Raw genomic sequence first — 20,346 nt, 5'->3', positions numbered from 1 at the left:
CCGCCCTCAGCCGCCGTACAGCGCCCGCAGGCTGCGCAGGTCGATGTCGCTGCGGTCGTCGGTGAGCACCGGCTGCCCGGCGGTATCGGCCGGCGCCAGGGTGTCGGCGAGGCGGCGGGCGGCGTACAGGGCGGGGAGCGGCGCCTCTTCCAGGCGTACGCGCAGGCCGGCGGCCGAGCGCTCGTCGGCGGTGGCGACGAGCAGCCAGTTGCCGCGCCCGGCGTCGGCCAGGAAGACCGAAGGGAAGACGGCGGCCATGGTCGCTCCCAGCGGCCCCACCAGGGCGTCGCGGTCGGCCGGCGCCGCGACGTTCATCATCACCGCGCCGCCGGGCGCCAGCCGCGCGCCGAGGGCCGCGAAGAACTCGCGGGTGGCGGCGAAGAAGGGGATGATGGCCGTGGCGTACAGGTCGACGACGATCACGTCGTACACCGGGCCGGCGCGCTCGACGTAGCGGCGGGCGTCGTCCACCACGACACGTACGCCGTCGAGCCCGAAACGCTCGCGGGCGACCTCCACCACCGCCGCGTCCAGCTCCACCCCGACGACCTCGGCGTCCGGCCAGGCGCGGGCGATCTGCGTCGCGGCGACGCCGCCGGCCAAGCCGAGGACGAGGACGCGCCGCCCCTCGGCCAGGGCCGGGCCGGCGGCGAACAGGTCGTAGTACATGCCGGTCGGCCCGCCGTCCTTGCGCAGCCGCGACTGCACCGCCCACAGGGCGTTGAGGTGCAGCCGCACCTCCGCCGCGTCCTCGCGGACGTAGATCGTGTTGTGCGGCGTCTCGCGGTAGACGGCGAAGCCGCGCCCCTCGGCCAGGCCGGCGCCCCACGCCCCGGCGGCGAGAACGGCGGCCGCCGCGGCGAAGCGCCCGCCGCCCGGCAGCGCGGCGCAGGCGGCACCCAGCACCGCCGCCGCCACGGCGTAGCCGGCCGAGACGCCGATGGTGGGAATGGCGTAGAAGGCGGCGAAGAAGGTGCCGCCGATGCTGCCCAGGGTGCCGACGGCGTAGATCCGCCCGGCCCGCGCCGCCACGCCGCCGGAGCCGGACAGGCCGGCGCAGATCGGCGACACGGTGGCCAGCGCGAACGACGGCACGCCGAGCAGGAGCGCCGCGCCGACCACGGATCCCACCCCCGGGCCCATGCCGCCGGACGAGCCGTCCAGGGCCGCCGGGCCGATCCACGGCGTCGCCGCCGCCCACGCGGCACCCGCCAGCAGGGCGCCGCGCAGGAACGGCAGCGCGCCGCCGCCGTCGCCGACCGCGCCGCCCTTCCAGTAGCCGGCCGCCATGAAGCCCAGCACGACGCCGATCACCGCCCCCCATTGGTAGACGGAGTAGCCGTAGTGCGGCGCCATCAGCCGGCCGCCGAGGATCTCCAGCATCATCAGGCCCCATCCCGCGGCGAAGGCGGCGACGGGCAGGGCGACTCGGGCGCGCGTCCCGGTCACGGCGTCGGATCCGCCGCCAGCGCGAACACCTCCACCGGATCCCGCAGCCCCCTGACCGGGTGCCAGCCCAGCGACCGCATCCGGTCGCCGCAGGCGGCGGCCACCGCGGCCGAGGCCAGCACCGGCCGCTCGAGGCGCTTGCACAGGCTCTCGAGCCGGCTCACCAGGTTGACGGCCGGGCCGATGACGGTGAAGTCGAGGCGGCTCGGCGCGCCGATGTTGCCGTACATGACGTCCCCCAGGTGCAGGGCGATGCCGCAGTGCAGGACCGGCTGTCCCCAGGCGGCGCGTTCGGCGTTCAGCCGGGCCATGCCGGCCAGCGCCGCCTCGGCGGCGTCGAGGGCGCGGGTGCAGGCCTCGCGGTCGCACTCGGCGCCGCAGGGGGCGTCGGGGGGCGCGTCGGGCAGGGGGAAGACCGCCAGCAGGGCGTCGCCGATGAACTTCAGGATCTCGCCGTCGCGCGCCTCGACCGCCCCGCCCATCACCTCGAAATAGCCGTTCAGCAGGGCGATCAGCTCCTCGCGCGGCAGGCGGTCGGCCAGGGCCGTGAAGCCGCGCAGGTCGCACTGCCACAGCACCGCGCGCAGGGCCGCCCCGGTGCCGCGCCGGATGTCGCCCGACAGGATGCGGGCGCCGGTGCGGCGGCCGACGTAGGTGTCGAGCACCGTGGTGGCGAGGCGCCGCAGCACCATCGTCTCCAGCACCGCGCCCATGGCCGGCAGCATGGCGTCGATGGCCGCGAGGTCGGCGGTGGTGAAGCCGCCGGGCTGGTCGGTGGCGAAGCTCGCCATGTTCGGCCGGCCGTCGGAGAAGCGCAGCGTCATCACCGCGTAGTCGGTGTAGCCCTGGGCCTGCAGCTCGCCCACCACCGGGTAGGGCCAGGGCGGGGCCATGCGCTCCAGGCGGAAGCGCAGCGCCTCCGCGCCCTGCTCCATGATGGCGGCGACCGGGCTGGTGAGATAGTCGATGGAGGACTCGATGCCGTGCGCCCGCTCGATCGCCTCGACCTCGGCGAGGTCGACGCGCCAGTAGTAGCTCATCGAGCGGATCTGCGGGTGCAGCAGGGTCAGCGCCAGCGAACAGCGCGCCAGCGGCACCCCGACCGTGCGCAGGTGGCGGCACAGGGCGTCGATGAACTCCGGCACGCCGGTGTGCCGGCGGCCGTCGGTGAGAAGCCAGTCGATCACCGCGTGCTGGCAGGGGATCGACCGATCGGGCGCGCGCCCTTCCGTGAGTTCGCCTGCTGCGGGCGCGCCCGTATCCACGACAATGACCCTTCGACGCCATGCTTGATCTCGCCGGGGATTCTGCCCAAGTTTCCAGGGCGCCGCCAGTGCTCTTCGGCGCACCATGAAAGGACCGTAGGACCATGTTCATCCAGACCGAGCAGACCCCCAATCCGGCCACCCTGAAGTTCCTGCCGGGGCGCGAGGTGCTCGGGCGCGGCACCGCCGACTTCCCCTCGCGCACCGAGGCCGGCCGCTCGCCCCTGGCCGAGCGGCTGTTCGAGATCGACGGGATCGAGGGTGTCTTCCTCGGCGCCGATTTCATCACCATCACCAAGGCGGACGGCAAGGACTGGTACCTCCTGAAGCCGTCGATCCTCGGCGTGGTGATGGAGCACTTCACCGCCGGCCGCCCGGTGCTGACCGGCGCGGCCGACGAGGACGGGGCGGCCGAGGACGACGACGAGATCGTGCAGCAGATCAAGGAGCTGCTGGACACCCGCGTGCGCCCGGCGGTGGCCCAGGACGGCGGCGACATCACCTTCCACGGCTTCGACCGCGGCGTCGTCTACCTGCACATGAAGGGGGCGTGCGCCGGCTGCCCCAGCTCGACGGCGACGCTCAAGGCGGGCATCGAGAACATGCTGCGCCACTACGTCCCCGAGGTGCAGGAAGTGCGCGCCGTCCGCTGACGGAGCTACTCCGGCACCACGAACTGCATGCCGAACCAGCGCCAGCGCCCCTCGGCGGTGGGCAGCGTGCAGTTCAGCCGGGCGCGGCCGGGCGGGAAGGGGTCGGCGATCCGCACCTCGATGCGGTCGTCGGCGACCCGCTCCACGGTGGCCCGGCCCTGCCCCGAGGCGAAGCAGGCGAGCTGCGACAGGTCGCCGACGTCGGCCGACACGGTGAAGCCGGCCAGGGGCGGATTGACGGCCAGCACCGGATCCTCCGGCGTCACGTCGACCACCGGCAGCGGCAGCGCGTTGGCGGCGAGGCGGAAGCGGTCGATGCTGCCGAACGCCTCCGTCATCACGAAGCGCGGCAGCGCCTGCACGTCGGCACCGGCGTAGAGCACGCCGGACTGCAGGCCGAACGCCGCGGTCATGCCGCGCTCCGCCACCAGGGCCTGGACGGCCGACGAATACTCCCCTTGCGGGTAGGCGAACAGCGTCGCCGGCCGGCCGAGCTCGGCGACCAGCCGGGCCTCGACACGGCGCAGGTCGGCGGCGGCCTCGGCGGCGCCGCGGTCGACCAGGGACTGCGTCGAGGCGCCGAGCGCGCCGATGGTGACGCCGCTCTGCCCGGCCAGCCGGCGCAGCTCGTCCCAGGTCATGTGGGTGGCGGCGCCGCGGTCCAGCGGATCGCTGGCGACGAACAGGGTGAACGGCAGCCCGGCCGCGCGCAGCCGCGGCCAGCCCTGGCTGTAGAAGGACCGGCTGGCGTCGTCCACGGTGATGGCGACGGTGCGGTCGGGCAGAGGCAGGCCGGCGCGCAGCGCCTCGACGATCGTCGGCAGGGGCAGGACCGTGTAGTCGCCCGACGTCAGCTCCTCGAGATGGGCCTCGAACTGGTCGATGCGGATGCTGCTGGCCGGCATCTCGTCCTCGCCGAAGCGGTTGTAGGCGAACACCACCGCGCCGGCCGGTTCGGCGGCGCGCGGCGCCGGCGGGGCGGAGAGGACGCCGAGCACGGCGAGCAGCAGGAGGATGGCAGGGCGAAGCGGCATGTCGGCAGGACAACCCCGGCGGCCGCCGTCGTGCGACAGCCCTCACCGCCGGGTGTGGCACAAGCCGCCGCCGCGGAACAAGCGGCGAACAGCCGCGCCCCCGCTTCCGTCGTTCCGTGGTGCGGATCGGCAACAGTCGGGTGTGCCCCGGCGGCCACTCATCCCATCATGCGGCCGCCGGCCGCGGCGTCGGTCAGCAGCGGATAGCGGTCGCTGCCGGGCAGCTGGTAGTGCCACCACTCCGCGTCGTAGTGGCGCCAGCCGGCCGCCGTCATCACCCCCAGCAGCAGGGCGCGGTTGCGCTGCACGGCGGCCGGCAGGTCGGTGCGGCCGTGGTGCGACCGCTCCGTCATGTCGTCGAAGCCGGTGCCCATGTCGAGCGGCCGGCCGTCGGCGTCGGCCAGGGTCAGGTCGACGGCGACGCCGCGGGAATGGGTCGAGCCGGTCCGCGGGTCGGCGATGTAGACGGGGTCGGGGAAGGCGCGCCAGAGCTCCCATTGCGCCTCCACCGGGCGGAAGGCGTCGTAGACGCGCAGCCGCAGGCCGGCGCCGCGCGCCAGGGCGGCGGCCGCGGCGAGGCGGGCCGCGGCGTCGGCGTGCAGCAGGCAGACCGGGCGGCGGTAGACCGGCCGGCCGGCCAGATTGGCCGCGGTGGCGTAGACGAGCTCGACGTCGACGTCGAAGGCCGGAGGGGCGATCTCGATCAGCATGGGGGACCGTGGGGCCTGTCGTGGCGGGGCCGGCACCGTCGCGGCCGGCCGGAACGGCCCACGACGTACACGGGTCGTGCCGCGAACACACGGATTTATTTGTTCTCCCCGGGGCCACGGTATAGGGAAGGAGCATGCGGTCCGGGCCGCCGGGCCGTCGGCGAGACAAAGGCAGGGCGATGAGGGTACTGGGTCTCGACACCGCGACGACCGGCTGCTCGGCGGCGCTGTGGGACGACGGGCGGGTGGTGGCGCGCCGCGCGCCGCCCATGGTGCGCGGCCAGGCGGAGGCGCTGGTGCCGATGGCGCAGGCGGTGCTGGCGGAGGCCGGCATCGGGTTCGACGCGCTCGACCGCATCGCCGTGACGGTCGGCCCCGGCGCCTTCACCGGCCTGCGCATCGCCCTGGCGGCGGCGCGCGGCTTCGCCCTGGCGGCCGGCGTCCCGGTGGTCGGGGTCACCACCTTCGAGGCGGTGGCGCGCGGCGTCCCGGAGGCCGAGCGCGCCGGGCGCGCCCTTCTGGTCGCCATCGACTCCCGGCGCGCCGAACCCTTCCTGCAGCTCTTCGACGGCGACCTCGCGCCGCGGGGGGAGCCGGCGTTGCTGGAGCCGTCCGCGGTGCCGGGCTGGCTCGCCGCCGCCGCTCCCCTCCTGGTCGCCGGCGACGGCGCCGCGGCGCTGCGGCCGGTCCTCGAAGGGCGCCGCGACACCGCCTTCGCCGCCGGACCCGGCCTGCCCGACGCGGCGGTGGTGGCGGCGCTGGGCGGCGAACGGGCGGTCGGGCTGCCGCCCCAGCCGCTCTATCTGCGCGCCCCCGACGTGACCGTGCCGAAGGCGCGGCCGACCGCCGGCGGGCGTCCGTGAGCGACGTCGTCCTGCGCCCGGCCGGGCCGTTCGACGCCGCCGTCGTCGCCGCCCTGCAGCAGCTCTGCTTTCCCGAGGAGCCATGGTCGGACGGCTTCGTCGCCACCCTGCTGGGCCAGCCCGGCACCTTCGGCCGGCTGGCCGTGGGCGGCACCGCCGCGGCGCCGAACCCGCTCGGCTTCGTGCTGGCGCGGGTGGCGGCGGAGGACGGCGAGATCCTGGCCATCGGCGTGCCGCCGGCGCGCCGGCGCGCCGGCCTCGGCCGCCGTCTGCTGGACGAAGCATTGGCGGAAATGCAGAGGCTCGGCGCCACCGCCGTGTTCCTGGAAGTCGCCGAGGACAACATGGCGGCGCGCGCCCTTTACACGGATGCCGGCTTTTTCGCGGTGGGCCGGCGGCCGGGATACTACAGGCGCCCGGACGGCCGGGCGACGGCGCTGGTCCTGCGCCATTCCTACGGCAGCGGATTCTAGGCCTTCCGTACCCACAGGCGGTGGGTGCCGGCGGGGTCTGCGGGGTCCTCGGCCTCCACCGCCAACACGGCATGGCCCAGTTCGGCCAAGGAACGCGGCACGTTCTGCAAGGGCTCGCCCGCGTTCAGGCGCACTTCGAGCGTCTGGCCGGCCGCCATGCGCTCCACCGACAACTTCGTTTTGACGAACGTCAACGGGCAGACCTCGGCGGTGATGTCCAAAAATAAGTCCGCGGTCCTTTTTTCGTCCACGTCTTCCTCTTCCGTACAAAGATTGGATATTGCACCCGGCCGCGAACCACTTTATATGAAGGTTGAACGCCTAGCCGTGGAGCAATCATACATGAGCAATGGGTCCCCTTCCACCGAGCTGTTGTCTCTGACGACGGAGATCGTGGCGGCACACGTCTCCAACAATACAGTGGCTCTGGGCGATCTTCCGACCCTGATCGAACAGGTGTATAGGTCGCTGTCGAACGTCGGCGCCGAGCCGGCCCCCGCCGAGGAGCGGCCGCAGCCGGCGGTCCCGATCAAGAAGTCGGTGACGCCCGACTACATCGTCTGCCTGGAGGATGGCAAGAAGCTGAAGATGCTGAAGCGGCATCTCAAGACGGCCTACAACATGACGCCCGAGGAGTATCGGGACCGCTGGAGCCTGCCGGCCGACTACCCGATGGTGGCGCCGAACTACGCCCGCCAGCGCAGCTCGCTGGCCAAGCAGATCGGGCTCGGCACCCGCGCCCGCCGCGGCGCCGCCTGACGGCCGCACGCGGCAGGCCCGGTCTCGCGGCGGCGGCCCGAGGGCGCGCGCCGGCGGCGCGCCCCGGGGCCGGCGGCCGCGCCGCGTGACGGTTCGGTGAACGGCGGTCCCGGCGCGGACGTCGTGGTTGACCGGCATGCGGCGCTTCGTGATATGCCTATTGCCTGGATCACCCCAACCGTTTGCGGCGGGGACGGTCCGCCACCGTCGCGACCAGCGCGAACCAGGCAGCACGATCCAGGCAGCACGATGCAGGCCATGTCGGACATCATTTCGGACCAGGGCATTGCGGGCGACCTCCGCGTCGGCACGCTGGAAGTGCGGCTGGCACGCTCGGACGCCGAGGTCGACAGCGCCCAGGCGCTGCGCTACCGCGTCTTCTACGAGGAGATGACGGCCAAGCCGTCGCCGGAGATGGCGGCGCGGCGCCGCGACTTCGACGATTTCGACGTCCACTGCGACCACCTCCTGGTGATCGACCACGCCCGCGGCCCGGGGCCGGAGGCGGTCGTCGGCACCTACCGGCTGATCCGCCGGCCGATGGCCGAACGCGCCGGCCGCTTCTATTCCTCCAGCGAGTACGACATCACGCCGCTGGTGTCGCTGCCGGGCGAGGTGCTGGAGCTCGGGCGGAGCTGCGTCGACGCCGCCTACCGCACCCGCGGCACCATGCAGCTGCTGTGGCGGGGCATCGCCGCCTATGTCTTCCAGCACCGGATCGAGCTGATGTTCGGCTGCGCCAGCCTGCCCGGCAACGACGTGCAGGCGCTGGCCCAGCCGCTGTCCTACCTCTACCATCACCATCTGGCGCCGCCGGCGCTGCGCCCGGTGGCGCTGCCGGAGCTCCACGTCGACATGCGGCTGATGGAGCCGGGCGCGCTCGACGCCAAGCGGGCGCTGAACGACCTGCCGCCGCTGATCAAGGGCTACCTGCGCCTGGGCGGCTTCGTCGGCGACGGCGCGGTCATCGACCCGCAGTTCAACACCACCGACGTCTGCGTCGTCGTCAAGACCGACCTGGTGACGGAAAAATACTACAAGCATTACGAGCGGCGACACGGCGACGCCGCCGGCGCCTAGGTGCGCCGCGGCCGGAGGGACGCAGCCATGGGTTCGCCGGTCGTCGGCGCCGTCCGCATCGCCGTCTATCTCGCCTGGACGCTGCTGCTGATCCCGCTGCAGGCGCTGGCGGTGGCGCTGGGCTGGGGGCTGCGCCGCAGCCTGCCGGTGTTCTATCACGCCTCGTGCTGGCGCATCATCGGCTTCGACGTGGTGGTGCGCGGCACCGTGGCGCAGGGCGGCCCGGTGCTCTTCGTCTCCAACCACTCCTCCTATCTCGACATCATGGTGCTGGGCGGGCTGATCCCCGGCTCCTTCGTCGCCAAGACCGAGGTGGCGCGCTGGCCCTTCTTCGGCCTGCTGGCGAAGCTGCAGCGGACCGTCTTCGTCGAGCGCCGCAACCGCAGCACCGCCGGGCGCCAGCGCGACGACATGCGCGGGCGGCTGGAGGCCGGCGACAACCTGATCCTGTTCCCCGAAGGGACCTCGTCGGACGGCAACCGCACCCTGCCCTTCAAGACCGCCCTGTTCGCCGTCGCCTCGGCCCGCGTCGACGACCGGCCGCTGACCGTGCAGCCCGTCAGCGTCGCCGCGACGCGGCTCGACGGCATCCCCATGGGGATCGCCTTCCGCCCGGTCTACGCCTGGTACGGCGACATGGACCTGGCGCCGCACCTCTGGCGGGCCTTCACGCTCGGCCGGATCACCGTCGAGGTGGAGTTCCACGAGCCGGTGACCCTCGACGCCTTCTCCAGCCGCAAGGCGCTGGCCGAGCACTGCTGGCGCGAGGTGGCCGGCGGCGTCGAGCGCGCCGTGAGCGGCCGCCCCAGGCCGGCGGCCGCGGCCGCGCCGCAGGACGAACCCGTCCCGGTCGAGGCGGTCGCCTCCTGAGCGTCCCTCCTGAGCGTCCGGTGCCCCGGCCCTGCCCGAAAGGCGAGAGACGGCGCGACGCGATTGACTAGCCCCGGGGCCCCTGCGATACCATATTCCCAGCAGATCGAACGGCCGGCAGTCCGGCGCGGCGCGCTGGAGCGAGGGGGCCGGCGCGCCTGTTGTCATTGGCGCGGAAGCGCCTGTCGTCATTGGCGCGCAAGCGCCTGTTGTTACTGGCGCGGAAGGCGCCCGTGGTTATTGGCGCGGAAGGAAAGGGGTTGAGTAAGAAGCTCTTCATCAAGACCTGGGGCTGCCAGATGAACGTCTACGACTCCGCCCGCATGGCGGACGTCCTGGCTCCCCTGGGATACCGGCCGGTCGAGGAACCGGACGGCGCCGACATGGTGATCCTCAACACCTGCCACATCCGCGAGAAGGCCGCCGAGAAGGTGTTCTCGGAGCTGGGGCGGCTGCGCACGCTGAAGGACCGCAAGGAGAGCGGCGACGGCGACCGCATGATCCTGGCGGTGGCCGGCTGCGTCGCCCAGGCCGAGGGCGAGGAGATCGTCGCCCGCGCGCCCTACGTCGACATCGTCTTCGGCCCGCAGACCTACCACACCCTGCCGGAGATGGTGGCGCGCGCCCATCGCGCCGCGGGGGCGGTGCTCAACACCGAGTTCCCCGCGGAGTCCAAGTTCGACTTCCTGCCGGACGAGTCCGCCGCCTCGGGCGTCACCGCCTTCCTGGCGGTGCAGGAGGGATGCGACAAGTTCTGCACCTTCTGCGTCGTCCCCTACACCCGCGGCGCCGAGTTCTCGCGGCCCGCCGCCCAGGTGCTGGCCGAGGCGCGCCGCCTCGCCGCCGCCGGCACGCGCGAGATCAACCTGCTCGGCCAGAACGTCAACGCTTGGCACGGCGACGGCCCCGACGGCTCCACCTGGGGGCTCGGCCGGCTGATCCGCGCGCTGGCGGAGATCGACGGGCTGGAGCGCATCCGCTACACCACCTCGCACCCCCGCGACATGGACGAGGACCTGATCCGCGCCCATGCCGAGGTGCCGCAGCTCATGCCCTACCTGCACCTGCCGGTGCAGGCGGGATCCGACCGCGTGCTCGCGGCCATGAACCGCCGGCACACCGCCGACGACTACCGCCGGCTGGTGGAGCGGCTGCGCACGGCGCGGCCCGACCTGGCGCTGTCGGGCGACTTCATCGTCGGCTTCCCCGGCGAGAGCGACGCCGACTTCGCCGCGACCCTGCGCCTGGTGCGCGAGGTCGGCTACGCCCAGGCCTATTCCTTCAAGTACAGCCCGCGCCCCGGCACCCCGGCCGCCACCGAGGCGGTGCAGGTCCCCGAGGGGGTGAAGACCGAGCGGCTGGCGGCGCTGCAGCAGCTGCTCGACGCGCAGCAGCAGGCCTTCAACCACGGCTTCGTCGGACGCACGGTTCCCGTGCTGTTCGACCGCCCCGGCAAGCGGCCGGGCCAGCTGCTGGGGCGCAGTCCCTACATGCAGTCCGTCCACGCCGACGCCGGCGCGCGGCTTCTCGGCGCCATCGCCGCGGTGACGGTGGAGGCGGCCCATCCCAACAGCCTGGCCGGCCGGGTGGCGACGGGCGTCTACGCCTCCGGCTCCGGCGGCGGTGCCGAACAGACCATGGAGATGCCGGCTTGAACGATCTGCCGGACCATCGCATCGACCTCCGCTTCGACGACAACCGGCTCGTCCCGCTGCTCTATGGCGAGCACGACCGGAACCTCGCCCGCATCGAAACGCAGCTCGGGGTGTCGCTGATCTCCCGCGGCAACGCGCTGACCATCGCCGGCCCGGCCGAGGCGGCGGGGGCGGCGCGCTCGGCCATCGACGCGCTCTACGCCCGCCTGCAGGGCAACCTGCCGGTCGGCCCGGCCGAGGTGGACGCCGCCTTGCGCATGGCCACCGCCGCCCCCGACCCGCAGACCCGCGACCAGGTGCTGGCCGCCATCAGCCGGCCCGACTTCCCCGTGCGCACCCGGCGCAAGGGGGCGATCACCCCGCGTTCGCCGGCCCAGGCCGCTTATCTCCAGGCGCTGGCGGAGAGCGAGCTGGTGTTCGGCCTGGGGCCCGCCGGCACCGGCAAGACCTATCTGGCGGTGGCGCAGGCGGTGGCGATGCTGACCTCGGGCCAGGTCGACCGCATCGTGCTGTCCCGCCCGGCGGTCGAGGCCGGGGAGCGGCTGGGCTTCCTGCCCGGCGACCTGCGCGAGAAGGTCGACCCCTACCTGCGCCCGCTCTACGACGCGCTCTACGACATGCTGCCGGCCGAACAGGTGCAGAAGCGCCTGGCCTCGGGCGAGATCGAGGTGGCGCCGCTCGCCTTCATGCGCGGCCGCACCCTGGCCGACGCCTTCGTCATCCTCGACGAGGCGCAGAACACCACGCCCATGCAGATGAAGATGTTCCTCACCCGCCTGGGCGAGGGCGGCCGCATGGCGGTGACCGGCGACACCTCGCAGATCGACCTGCCGGCGGGCGTGCGCTCCGGCCTCAAGGACGCCGTCGAGATCCTCGGCGGCGGGCCCGGCATGCAGGCGGTGGACGGGGTGCGCTTCGTGCGCTTCAGCGACGCCGACGTGGTGCGCCACCCGCTGGTCAGCCGCATCATCCGCGCCTACGACCGCCACGAGGCGGCCCACCACGACGCCGGGCGCACCGGCCACGTCCGGGGAGGAGGGGGCCGGTGAGCGAGCCGTCCGCCGTCGAGGTGATCGTCACCCGCGAGGCCGGGGCATGGCCGGAGGACGCGGAGTGGCTGGCCGAGCGCGCCTGCCTGGCGGCGCTGGCGGCGGCCTGGGACGGCGACGGCCCGGCCGAGCTGTCGCTGGTGCTGGCCGACGACGCCCTGGTCCACCGCCTCAACCGCGACTACCGCGGCAAGGACAAGCCCACCAACGTGCTGTCCTTCGCCCTGACCGAGGCCGAGGGGCCCGATCCCGACCCCGGCGCGCCGACCCTGCTGGGCGACGTCGTGCTGGCCTGGGAGACGGTCGCCGGCGAGGCCGCCGAACAGGGCAAGGCGCTCGGCGACCATCTCGCCCACCTCGTGGTGCACGGGACGCTCCACCTCCTGGGCTACGACCACGAGGACGACGCCGAGGCCGACGAGATGGAACGCCGCGAGGTGGAGGTGCTGGCCGGGCTCGGCGTCGCCGACCCCTATGCCGGCGCGCCGCCGTCCGGGTCCTCGGATCCACCGCTTTCGACGCAACCGCAACCTCCAGGACGATGACCGAGACCTCCGACAGTCGAACGCCCCGTGAAGACGGGGCCGAAGACCACACTTCGCTGGGCCACCTCTTCCGCGGGTGGCTGCGCTCCGTGATCCGGGGCCGAGGCGACACGACGCTCCGCGACACCATCGAGGAGCTGATCGAGGAGGAGGATGAGACCGAAGGGTCGATGGCGGCGAGCGAGCGCGCGCTGCTCGCCAACATCCTCAAGCTGCGGGACCGCACCGTCGTCGACGTGATGGTGCCGCGCGCCGACATCGTCGGCGTCGACGTCGACACCGACATCCCCACCCTGATCCAGCGCATGTCGGAGGAGCAGCACTCCCGCATGCCGGTCTACCGCGAGACGCTCGACGACGTGGTGGGGATGATCCACATCAAGGACGTCGTCACCTGCATCGCCGGCAACCGCACCTGCGCGCTGCGCGACTTGGTGCGCGAGGTGCTGATCGTCGCGCCGTCCATGCCGGTGGTGGAGCTGCTGGTGCAGATGCGCCAGACCCGCCAGCACATGGCCCTGGTGGTGGACGAGTTCGGCGGCATCGACGGCCTCGTCACCATCGAGGACCTGGTGGAGGAGATCGTCGGCGAGATCGAGGACGAGCACGACGACGCCACGGCGCCCCGCCTGGTGGAGCGTCCCGACGGCTCGCTGATGGCCGACGCGCGCGTCGCCATCGAGGATTTCGAGGACCGCGTCGGGCCGGTGCTGGCCGAGGAGGAGCGCGAGGACATCGACACGCTGGGTGGCTTGGTGGTGTCGCTGGCCGGCCGCGTGCCGGCCCGCGGCGAACTGCTCAAGCACCCCTCGGGCCTGGAGTTCGAGATCGTCGAGGCGGATCCCCGCCGCATCAAGCGCCTGCGCGTGCGCAACGTGCCGGTGGACACCAAGCTGCTGGCGGCGACGGGGTAGGCGCCGACGGGCGTGCGGATGGACAACGCAAAGATTGAAGGATCGAAAGACGAAAATCCTTTCATCCTTTTCAATCTTCGCGTTGCCGAGCCGCACGCCCCCGGCCGCCGTCGGACGACCCGGCTTGACGCCCGGCGCGCGGCGTCCTAAAACGCCGGGCACGTGGTGATTTGACCGACCGGCTTGCGGACCACGCTAAACAAACCGCTAAAGAGGTCCGGGCCGTCCCCGCGCCTAGACCACCGGTCACAGCGGCGCCAGGAGACCCGAGCCCATGAGCACCCCCGAGACCCCCGCCCAGCGCAAGCCCGCCCACCGCAATCCCGAGGTCGGCGGCCTGCGGCCCCGCTCGCAGCTCGTGCACGGCGGCATCCAGCGCTCCGCCTTCGACGAGACCTCCGAGGCGCTGTTCCTCACCTCCGGCTTCGTCTACGGCGCCGCCGAGGAGGCCGAGGCCGCGTTCCAGACCGACGGGCTGCGCCACGTCTACTCGCGCTTCCGCAACCCGACGGCGGCCATGTTCGAGGACCGGCTGGCGGCCTACGAGGGGGCGGCCTGGGCCTACGCCACCACCACCGGCATGGCCGCCGTGTTCGCCGCCCTGATGTGCCACCTCAAGGCCGGCGACCGCATCGTCGCGCCGTGGGGCATGTTCGGGTCCTGTCTGCACGTCATCAAGACGATCGCCCCGCGCTACGGCATCCGGCCGGTGCTGGTCGACGGGCCGGACCTCGAGCAGTGGCGCGCCGCCCTCGCCGAACCGACGGCCATGGTGTTCCTGGAGACCCCCGCCAACCCGACCCTCGAGCTCGTCGACCTGCAGGCGGTGTGCGATCTCGCCCACGCCGCCGGGGCCACGGTGGTGGCGGACAACGCCTTCGCCACGCCGGTGCTGCAGCGCCCGCTGAGCTTCGGCGCCGACGTCGTCGTCTATTCCGCCACCAAGCACATCGACGGCCAGGGCCGCTGCCTCGGCGGCATGATCCTGGCGGCCGACGCCAAGTACGGCGCCGAGGTCATCCACCCCTTCGTGCGCAACACCGGGCCCACCATCAGCCCGTTCAACGCCTGGGTGCTGCTGAAGGGCCTGGAGACGCTGGAGCTGCGGGTGCGCGCCCAGACCGAGGCCGCCGCCGCCGTCGCCGGGTTCCTCGCCACCCACCCGAAGATCGCCCGCACCGTCTACCCCCTGCTGGAGAGCCATCCGCAGCACGACCTCGCGCGCCGGCAGATGGCCGGCGGCGGCACCATGGTGACGTTCGAGGTGGCGGGCGGCAAGGCCGAGGCGTTCCGCCTGATGAACGCGCTGCGGATGGTGCTGATCTCCAACAACCTGGGCGATTCCAAGTCGCTGATCACCCACCCCGCCACCAGCACCCACGCCCGCCTCAGCGACGAGGACAAGGCGAAGGCCGGCATCCGGCCCGGCCTGATCCGCCTGTCGGTCGGGCTGGAGGATCCCCAGGACATCCTCGACGACCTGGAGCGGGCGCTCGCGGCCGTGTGAGGTACCACGGTTGTTGCATTCCCCTGCCGTCTGGTCTATTCCCCGCCCGTCCGGGCGGGGGCAGGCCGCCGCCGGGAACGCCGCGGCGGCGCGCCCGTTGACCGCGGGCACGGCAGGAGAACACGGCATGGCGGGATCCGGGAACGGCGGTCGGGATCGGGCCGCGGCGCGGCTTGCGGCGATGATGGACGACCTGATGCGCACGGCGACGCTGCAGGGCGAGCTCGGCGTCGCGGCGGCGCGGACGATCGGCTACCGCACCGCCATGCTGGCCGGGGCGATGCAGGACCCGCAGGCGCTGGTCGATCCGGAGTTCGTGCGCATGGGCGCCGAGAAGGTGGAGGCGGCGGCGGAGTCGGCGACGGCGCTGGCCGCCGGCATCGCCGACCTGCAGGACGCCTGGATGGCCCTGCTGACCGGGCCGGCGCAGGCCGCGGCCCTGGCGGTCGGCGGCGTCGGCGCCTGCCGCACGCCCTTCGACCTGCTGGACGTGCAGCGGCGCTGGATGGAGGAGAGCATCGCCTCCGGCATGGCCGCCGGCCTGCGCTTCGCGGAGGCGGCGGCGGCGCTGGGCGGGGCCGCGCTGGCGCCGATGCACCGCCGGGCCAGCGCCAACGCCCGCCGCCTGGAGCGGCGGCACAGCGGCTGGTGGGGCGCCTTCCCCGCCGTCAGCTAGCGGCCGGCTGCGTCGCGGCGGCGTCCGCCGTCTCGATCTCCACCCGGTTCCGGCCGCCGTGCTTGGCGCGGTAGAGCGCGGCGTCGGCGCGCGCCAGCATCGATTCCACCGTGCGGTCGGCGGCGCCGAGGAAGGCGACGCCGACGCTGACGGTGAACTGGATGGTGCGCCCCGCCGGCAGGACGACGCCGGTGATCGCCATGGCGCCCCGCACCCGGTTGGCCACCAGAGTGGCGCCCGGCCGGTCGGTCTCGGGCAGCAGGATGGCGAACTCCTCGCCGCCGAGCCGGCCCAGCACGTCGGTCTGGCGGATCATGGCGCGGCAGGTCCGCACGCAGGTGCGGATGGCGTCGTCGCCGGCGGCGTGCCCGTGGGTGTCGTTGATCGCCTTGAAATGGTCGATGTCGAGCATCAGCAGCGCCAGGTCGCGGCCGTGGCGGCGGGCCCGCTGCACCTCCTCCAGGCCGCGCTCCAGGAAATGGCGGCGGTTCAGCGCGCCGGTCAGGCCGTCGGTGATGGCGAGCCGCTCCAGCTCGCGCTGCATCCGCACGACGCGCGAGGCGGCGAGCAGGCGCGCGTCGAGCCACGCCTCGTCGACCGGCTTGCGCAGCAGCTCGTCGGCGCCGTTCTCGATGATGTCGGTGAACTGGCCGGTGATGCTGCCGGGCACCATCAGCATGAGATAGACGTGGTGGGTGCCGCTCTGGCCGCAGCGCAGATGCCAGCACACCTCCTGGCCCTCCATGTCGCCGGCCCGGAAATCGACGAGGACGACGTCGAAGCGCTCCTCCTGGCAGCGCTCCAGCGCCTCGCTGCCCTGGGCCATGCCGGTGACCTCGTGTCCGAGCTTGGCCAGCTGGGCGCACAGGGCCTTGCGGCTGAACGGCGAGTCGTCGACCACGAGAATGCGCATACGACACCTTGTGTCGGCCGTCCGACCAAAAAATGCGCGGCATCCTAGCAAGGCCGCCGAGCCGTTTCCAGGCTCGGGCGCTGCCGCACGGCAACTTGTTGCGGCGCGACCGCGCGCGAGAGTCCCGTGCACCCACCGGCCATTGGGTTTATGGTCGCGGTGGACCATCTCCCTCGTCCGAACGTTGCTGCGCAGGCCCGCCCGATGCTGTCTCCCCGCGTCCCCGCCCTCTCCACCGCCCCGGTCGCCGCCCCGGTTCCGGAGATCCCCAACCGCCGCGCCATCATCTCGCGGCGCAAGCTGATCGGGCAGCTCGACGCGCTGGTGGCGGAGCACGGCACCGGCGAGCGGCTGCGCCCGCACGTCATCGCCTGCCTGCGCGAGGCGCTCAACGCCGGCCGCGCCGAGGTGCGGACGCGCTTCGAGGCGGGCGGCTCGGGCGAGGACTGCGTGCGGCAGAACTGCTACCTCGCCGACCGGGTGGTGCGCACGCTGGCCGACTTCGCCGTCACCCACATGTTCCCCAGCGCCAACCCGACCACCGGCGAGCAGTTCGACATCGCCGCCACCGGCGGCTACGGCCGCGGCGAACTGGCGCCGTTCTCCGACATCGACCTGCTGTTCCTGCTGCCCTACAAGCGCACGGCGCGGGTCGAGCAGGTGGTGGAGTACATGCTCTACGTGCTGTGGGACCTCGGCATCAAGGTCGGCCACGCCGTGCGCAGCGTCGACGAGTGCATCCGCCAGGCCAAGGCCGACATCACCATCCGCACCGCCGTGCTCGAGGCGCGCTTCCTGTGGGGCCAGCGCAAGCTGTTCCACGAGCTGAAGAAGCGCTTCGACAAGGAGGTGGTGGCCGGCACCGGCCCGCAGTTCGTCGAGGCCAAGCTGGCCGAGCGCGACGCCCGCCACCAGAAGCTGGGCGACAGCCGCTACGTGCTGGAACCCAACCTGAAGGACGGCAAGGGGGGCCTGCGCGACCTGCAGACCCTGTTCTGGATCGCCAAGTACCTGTACCGGGTGGAAGGGGTGGAGGAGCTGGTGGAGAAGGGCGTGCTGCTGCCCGAGGAGGCGCAGCGCTTCGCCAAGGCGCAGAACTTCCTGTGGACGGCGCGCTGCCACCTGCACTACCTGACCGGCCGCATGGAGGACCGCCTGACCTTCGACGTCCAGACGCAGATCGGCGCCCGCATGGGCTACACCGAACACGCCGGCACCAAGGGGGTGGAGCGCTTCATGAAGCACTACTTCCTGGTGGCCAAGGACGTCGGCGACCTCACCCGCATCTTCTGCGCCGCCCTGGAGGCGGAGTCGAAGCGGCCGCCGCGCTTCAACCTGCTGCGCCTGGCGGCGGTGGCGCGCCGGCGCGACGTCGAGGGCTTCGTCGTCGACGGCGAGCGTCTCAACGTGCGCCACGACAAGCAGTTCAAGGAACAGCCGATCGACATGATCCGGCTGTTCCACGTGGCGCAGCGCCACGACATCGACATCCATCCCAACGCGCTGCGCGCCATCACCCGTTCGCTGACGGCGATCGGCCCGAAGGTGCGCAACGACCCGGAGGCCAACCGGCTGTTCCTGGAGATGCTGACCGGCCGCAAGGACCCGGAGCTGGCGCTGCGGCGGATGAACGAGGCCGGCGTGCTGGGCCGCTTCATCCCCGATTTCGGCCGCGTCGTCGCGCAGATGCAGTACGACATGTACCACGTCTACACGGTCGACGAGCACACGCTGTTCGCCATCGGCATCCTGCACCGCATCGAGGCGGGCGAACTGACGGGCGAGCTGCCGCTGAGCAGCGAGATCATCCACAAGGTGGTGTCGCGCCGCGCCCTCTACGTGGCGATGCTGCTGCACGACATCGCCAAGGGCCGCGGCGGCGACCATTCCGTCCTCGGCGCCCGGGTGGCGGAGAAGCTGTGCCCGCGCCTGGGGCTCTCGGCCGAGGAGACGGAGACGGTGGCGTGGCTGGTGCGCTGGCACCTCGCCATGTCCTTCACCGCCTTCAAGCGCGACCTCGAGGACGACAAGACGGTGCGCGACTTCGCGTCGCTGGTGCAGTCGCCGGAGCGGCTGCGGCTGCTGCTGGTGCTCACCGCCTGCGACGTGCGCGCCGTCGGGCCGGGGCGCTGGAACAACTGGAAGGCCACGCTGCTCCGGGAGCTCTACAACCGTGCCGAGGAGCTGATGTCCGGCGGCTTCTCGGCCGAGGGGCGCAGCCGGCGCATCGCCACCGTCCAGGCGGCGCTGCGCGAGGAAGTGGCCGACTTCACGGCCGAGGAGTTCGACCACCACGTCGGCCTCGGCTATCCCGCCTACTGGCTGACCTTCGACCGCGAGACCCTGGCCCACCACGCCCGCCTGATGCGCGCCGCCGAGCGCGACCGGCGGCCGCTGACGGTGGAGACGCGGGTGGACCGCGGCCGCGCCGTGACCGAGGTGACGATCTACACCACCGACCACCACGGCCTGTTCTCGCGCCTCGCCGGGGCGCTCGCCGCCTGCGGCGCCGACATCGTCGACGCCAAGATCTTCACCATGACCAACGGCATGGCGCTCGACGTCTTCTCCGTGCAGGACGCCTCCGGGGGCGGCGCCTTCGAGGGCGGCGACAAGCTGGCGCGGCTGGCGGTCACCATCGAGAAGGTCCTGGGCGGCCAGCTCAAGCCGCTGCGCGAGCTGGGCGAGCGGCGCACCAGCCAGCCGAGCCGCACCCGGGTGTTCCACGTGCCGCCGCGCGTGCTGATCGACAACAACGCCTCCACCACCCACACGGTGATCGAGGTGAACGGGCGCGACCGGCCGGGGCTGCTCTACGACCTGACGCGGGCGCTGTCCAACCTGTCCCTGCAGATCTCCTCGGCGAAGATCGCCACCTACGGCGAGAAGGCGATCGACGTCTTCTACGTCAAGGACGTGTTCGGGCTGAAGGTGAGCCACGAGGCGAAGCTGGCGCAGGTGCGCGAGCGGCTGCTGCACGCGCTCGCCGATCCGGCCGGCGAGGCGCCGCCGCTCCACCGCGGCAGCCGCAGCGTGCGCGCCAAGGTCGCCGCCAGCCGCCGCGCCGCCAAGGCGGCCGACTGACCGGACGGGTCACCCGTCCGGACGGGTGAGGGACCGGACGGGAGAGGGGAGGGAACCCGACGGGCCGGACGCGGTTGGGGCGGGGGATCGGCGACGGCCTGCGGGGCGGCCGATCGATCCTGACAGACCGCGAGGAATCCGATGAACGCCATCCAACACCGACGCACGCTTCCGCTGCTGCGCGCCGCCCTGATGGGCACGGTCGCGCTGGGGCTGCTGGCCGCCTGCGGCGACGAAACGGACGTCTCGGAGGCCCCGGCCGTCGTCGAGGAGGACACGGCCGCCGTCGAGCCGGCGTCGCCCGCCGCCGAGAACGACCAGGCCACGGTCGCCGACGCGGCTCCCGAATCAGCCCCTGAGGCGGCCCCTGAAGCCGACGTGACCGTCATTCCGCCGGAAGACGGCGCCGACGTGGTCGTCGTCGAGCCGCCGGAGGGCCAGGCCGCGGCGACCTCGGGGTCGAGCGGCGCGCCGTCCGGCAGCGGTGGCTCCGGCACGGCGGCGGCCGCCGGCCAGCCGCTCGATCCCGCCGCGTTCGCCGGGGAGGCGCGCGGCGCCATCGGCACGCCGCTGCGCTCCGCCTCGGGCGAGGCCATCGGCGAGGTCAGCGACGTGCTGCGCGGCGACGACGAGACCCCCGAGGCCCTGGTCGTCTCCCTGGCCGAGAACGACCGCATGGTGCGGGTGCCGCTGGAGCGCGTCCGCGTCCGTCCGGGCGAGCGGGAGCTGCTGGCCGCCGGCGACGCCGAGCAGATCCGCGGCCTGCCCACCTTCGAGTACAGCGGCGACGACAACGCCGTGGTCGGCGAGGACGGGCAGGGCGGCGGCGCCAGCCAATAACCGTCGC

At 73.0% G+C, this 20,346-nt stretch carries 20 protein-coding genes and 1 riboswitch; of the genes, 14 read left to right on the top strand and 6 right to left on the bottom strand.

The genetic code is table 11. From position 1 onward, the window contains the following. Positions 1 to 6 precede the first annotated feature (6 nt). Together ACSBPG_RS01370 and ACSBPG_RS01365 are read right to left on the bottom strand one after the other, a co-directional pair. Complete coding sequence (locus ACSBPG_RS01370) at positions 7 to 1,449, bottom strand: fused MFS/spermidine synthase (protein ID WP_435535294.1); 1,443 nt, start codon at positions 1,447 to 1,449, stop codon at positions 7 to 9. Next, positions 1,446 to 2,636: an adenylate/guanylate cyclase domain-containing protein gene (locus ACSBPG_RS01365; protein ID WP_435535293.1), complete on the bottom strand. Its 1,191-nt coding sequence runs from the start codon at positions 2,634 to 2,636 to the stop codon at positions 1,446 to 1,448. The genes ACSBPG_RS01370 and ACSBPG_RS01365 overlap by 4 nt, the downstream gene beginning before the upstream one ends. Positions 2,637 to 2,818: 182 nt before the next feature. Between ACSBPG_RS01365 and ACSBPG_RS01360 the strand changes: the two genes are divergently transcribed. Continuing rightward, positions 2,819 to 3,367, top strand: a complete 549-nt coding sequence (locus ACSBPG_RS01360; protein ID WP_435535292.1) for a NifU family protein — start codon at positions 2,819 to 2,821, stop codon at positions 3,365 to 3,367. A 5-nt stretch (positions 3,368 to 3,372) separates the two neighbouring features. On the opposite strand, the gene ACSBPG_RS01355 is transcribed toward ACSBPG_RS01360, so the two are convergent. Together ACSBPG_RS01355 and ddpX are read right to left on the bottom strand one after the other, a co-directional pair. After that, a complete protein-coding gene (locus tag ACSBPG_RS01355; RefSeq protein ID WP_435535291.1) occupies positions 3,373 to 4,401 on the bottom strand; it encodes a polysaccharide deacetylase family protein in 1,029 nt (342 codons plus the stop codon). A gap of 158 nt (positions 4,402 to 4,559) precedes the next feature. Continuing rightward, complete coding sequence (gene ddpX / locus ACSBPG_RS01350) at positions 4,560 to 5,111, bottom strand: D-alanyl-D-alanine dipeptidase (RefSeq protein ID WP_435535290.1); 552 nt, start codon at positions 5,109 to 5,111, stop codon at positions 4,560 to 4,562. Between the two features lie 179 nt (positions 5,112 to 5,290). Here ddpX and tsaB point away from each other — a divergent pair, with 179 nt between their 5' ends. Next, positions 5,291 to 5,974, top strand: a complete 684-nt coding sequence (tsaB, locus tag ACSBPG_RS01345; protein WP_435535289.1) for a tRNA (adenosine(37)-N6)-threonylcarbamoyltransferase complex dimerization subunit type 1 TsaB — start codon at positions 5,291 to 5,293, stop codon at positions 5,972 to 5,974. Then, a complete protein-coding gene (locus ACSBPG_RS01340; protein ID WP_435535288.1) occupies positions 5,971 to 6,447 on the top strand; it encodes a GNAT family N-acetyltransferase in 477 nt (158 codons plus the stop codon). Before tsaB ends, ACSBPG_RS01340 begins: the two co-directional genes overlap by 4 nt. Here the strand turns inward: ACSBPG_RS01340 and ACSBPG_RS01335 are convergent. Then, complete coding sequence (locus ACSBPG_RS01335) at positions 6,444 to 6,668, bottom strand: sulfurtransferase TusA family protein (protein ID WP_435535287.1); 225 nt, start codon at positions 6,666 to 6,668, stop codon at positions 6,444 to 6,446. The genes ACSBPG_RS01340 and ACSBPG_RS01335 overlap by 4 nt on opposite strands. Before the next feature lie 121 nt (positions 6,669 to 6,789). Between ACSBPG_RS01335 and ACSBPG_RS01330 the strand changes: the two genes are divergently transcribed. The 9 genes from ACSBPG_RS01330 (at position 6,790) to ACSBPG_RS01290 (ending at position 15,502) form a co-directional block, all read left to right on the top strand. Then, the gene (locus ACSBPG_RS01330) at positions 6,790 to 7,206 is read left to right on the top strand and encodes a MucR family transcriptional regulator (RefSeq protein WP_435535286.1); all 417 of its coding nucleotides are present in this window, start codon (positions 6,790 to 6,792) and stop codon (positions 7,204 to 7,206) included. Positions 7,207 to 7,464: 258 nt separating this feature from the next. Next, positions 7,465 to 8,286, top strand: a complete 822-nt coding sequence (locus tag ACSBPG_RS01325; RefSeq protein WP_435535285.1) for a GNAT family N-acetyltransferase — start codon at positions 7,465 to 7,467, stop codon at positions 8,284 to 8,286. A 27-nt stretch (positions 8,287 to 8,313) separates the two neighbouring features. After that, the gene (locus ACSBPG_RS01320; protein WP_435535284.1) at positions 8,314 to 9,156 is read left to right on the top strand and encodes a lysophospholipid acyltransferase family protein; all 843 of its coding nucleotides are present in this window, start codon (positions 8,314 to 8,316) and stop codon (positions 9,154 to 9,156) included. A gap of 260 nt (positions 9,157 to 9,416) precedes the next feature. After that, the gene (gene miaB / locus ACSBPG_RS01315) at positions 9,417 to 10,811 is read left to right on the top strand and encodes a tRNA (N6-isopentenyl adenosine(37)-C2)-methylthiotransferase MiaB (protein ID WP_435535283.1); all 1,395 of its coding nucleotides are present in this window, start codon (positions 9,417 to 9,419) and stop codon (positions 10,809 to 10,811) included. Positions 10,812 to 10,816: 5 nt separating this feature from the next. Next, entirely contained in the window at positions 10,817 to 11,860 is a 1,044-nt protein-coding gene (locus tag ACSBPG_RS01310) for a PhoH family protein (protein ID WP_435535501.1), read from the top strand. After that, positions 11,857 to 12,405, top strand: a complete 549-nt coding sequence (gene ybeY / locus ACSBPG_RS01305) for an rRNA maturation RNase YbeY (RefSeq protein WP_435535282.1) — start codon at positions 11,857 to 11,859, stop codon at positions 12,403 to 12,405. Before ACSBPG_RS01310 ends, ybeY begins: the two co-directional genes overlap by 4 nt. Continuing rightward, positions 12,402 to 13,319 (top strand): hemolysin family protein, encoded by a 918-nt coding sequence (locus tag ACSBPG_RS01300; protein ID WP_435535281.1) that lies wholly within the window; start codon positions 12,402 to 12,404, stop codon positions 13,317 to 13,319. The genes ybeY and ACSBPG_RS01300 overlap by 4 nt, the downstream gene beginning before the upstream one ends. A gap of 152 nt (positions 13,320 to 13,471) precedes the next feature. Further along, positions 13,472 to 13,551: riboswitch (SAM riboswitch) on the top strand. Between the two features lie 42 nt (positions 13,552 to 13,593). Continuing rightward, positions 13,594 to 14,826 (top strand): O-succinylhomoserine sulfhydrylase, encoded by a 1,233-nt coding sequence (gene metZ / locus ACSBPG_RS01295; RefSeq protein ID WP_435535280.1) that lies wholly within the window; start codon positions 13,594 to 13,596, stop codon positions 14,824 to 14,826. 127 nt (positions 14,827 to 14,953) lie between these two features. Beyond that, complete coding sequence (locus ACSBPG_RS01290; RefSeq protein WP_435535279.1) at positions 14,954 to 15,502, top strand: phasin family protein; 549 nt, start codon at positions 14,954 to 14,956, stop codon at positions 15,500 to 15,502. Here the strand turns inward: ACSBPG_RS01290 and ACSBPG_RS01285 are convergent. Then, positions 15,495 to 16,415 carry a GGDEF domain-containing response regulator gene (locus tag ACSBPG_RS01285; protein ID WP_435535278.1) on the bottom strand — a complete coding sequence of 307 codons (921 nt, stop codon included), beginning with the start codon at positions 16,413 to 16,415 and terminating at the stop codon, positions 15,495 to 15,497. The two genes, ACSBPG_RS01290 and ACSBPG_RS01285, sit on opposite strands and share 8 nt — an antisense overlap. 204 nt (positions 16,416 to 16,619) lie before the next feature. Between ACSBPG_RS01285 and ACSBPG_RS01280 the strand changes: the two genes are divergently transcribed. Then, the gene (locus ACSBPG_RS01280) at positions 16,620 to 19,499 is read left to right on the top strand and encodes a [protein-PII] uridylyltransferase (protein ID WP_435535277.1); all 2,880 of its coding nucleotides are present in this window, start codon (positions 16,620 to 16,622) and stop codon (positions 19,497 to 19,499) included. Positions 19,500 to 19,640: 141 nt separating this feature from the next. Further along, positions 19,641 to 20,339, top strand: a complete 699-nt coding sequence (locus ACSBPG_RS01275) for a hypothetical protein (RefSeq protein ID WP_435535276.1) — start codon at positions 19,641 to 19,643, stop codon at positions 20,337 to 20,339. Positions 20,340 to 20,346: the final 7 nt, after the last annotated feature.

It is taken from the genome of Azospirillum sp. ST 5-10, from assembly GCF_051225715.1.
Lineage (GTDB): Bacteria > Pseudomonadota > Alphaproteobacteria > Azospirillales > Azospirillaceae > Azospirillum.
The sequence above is the reverse complement of the archived record's forward strand: the minus strand, read 5'-3'. Positions and strand labels throughout refer to the sequence as shown.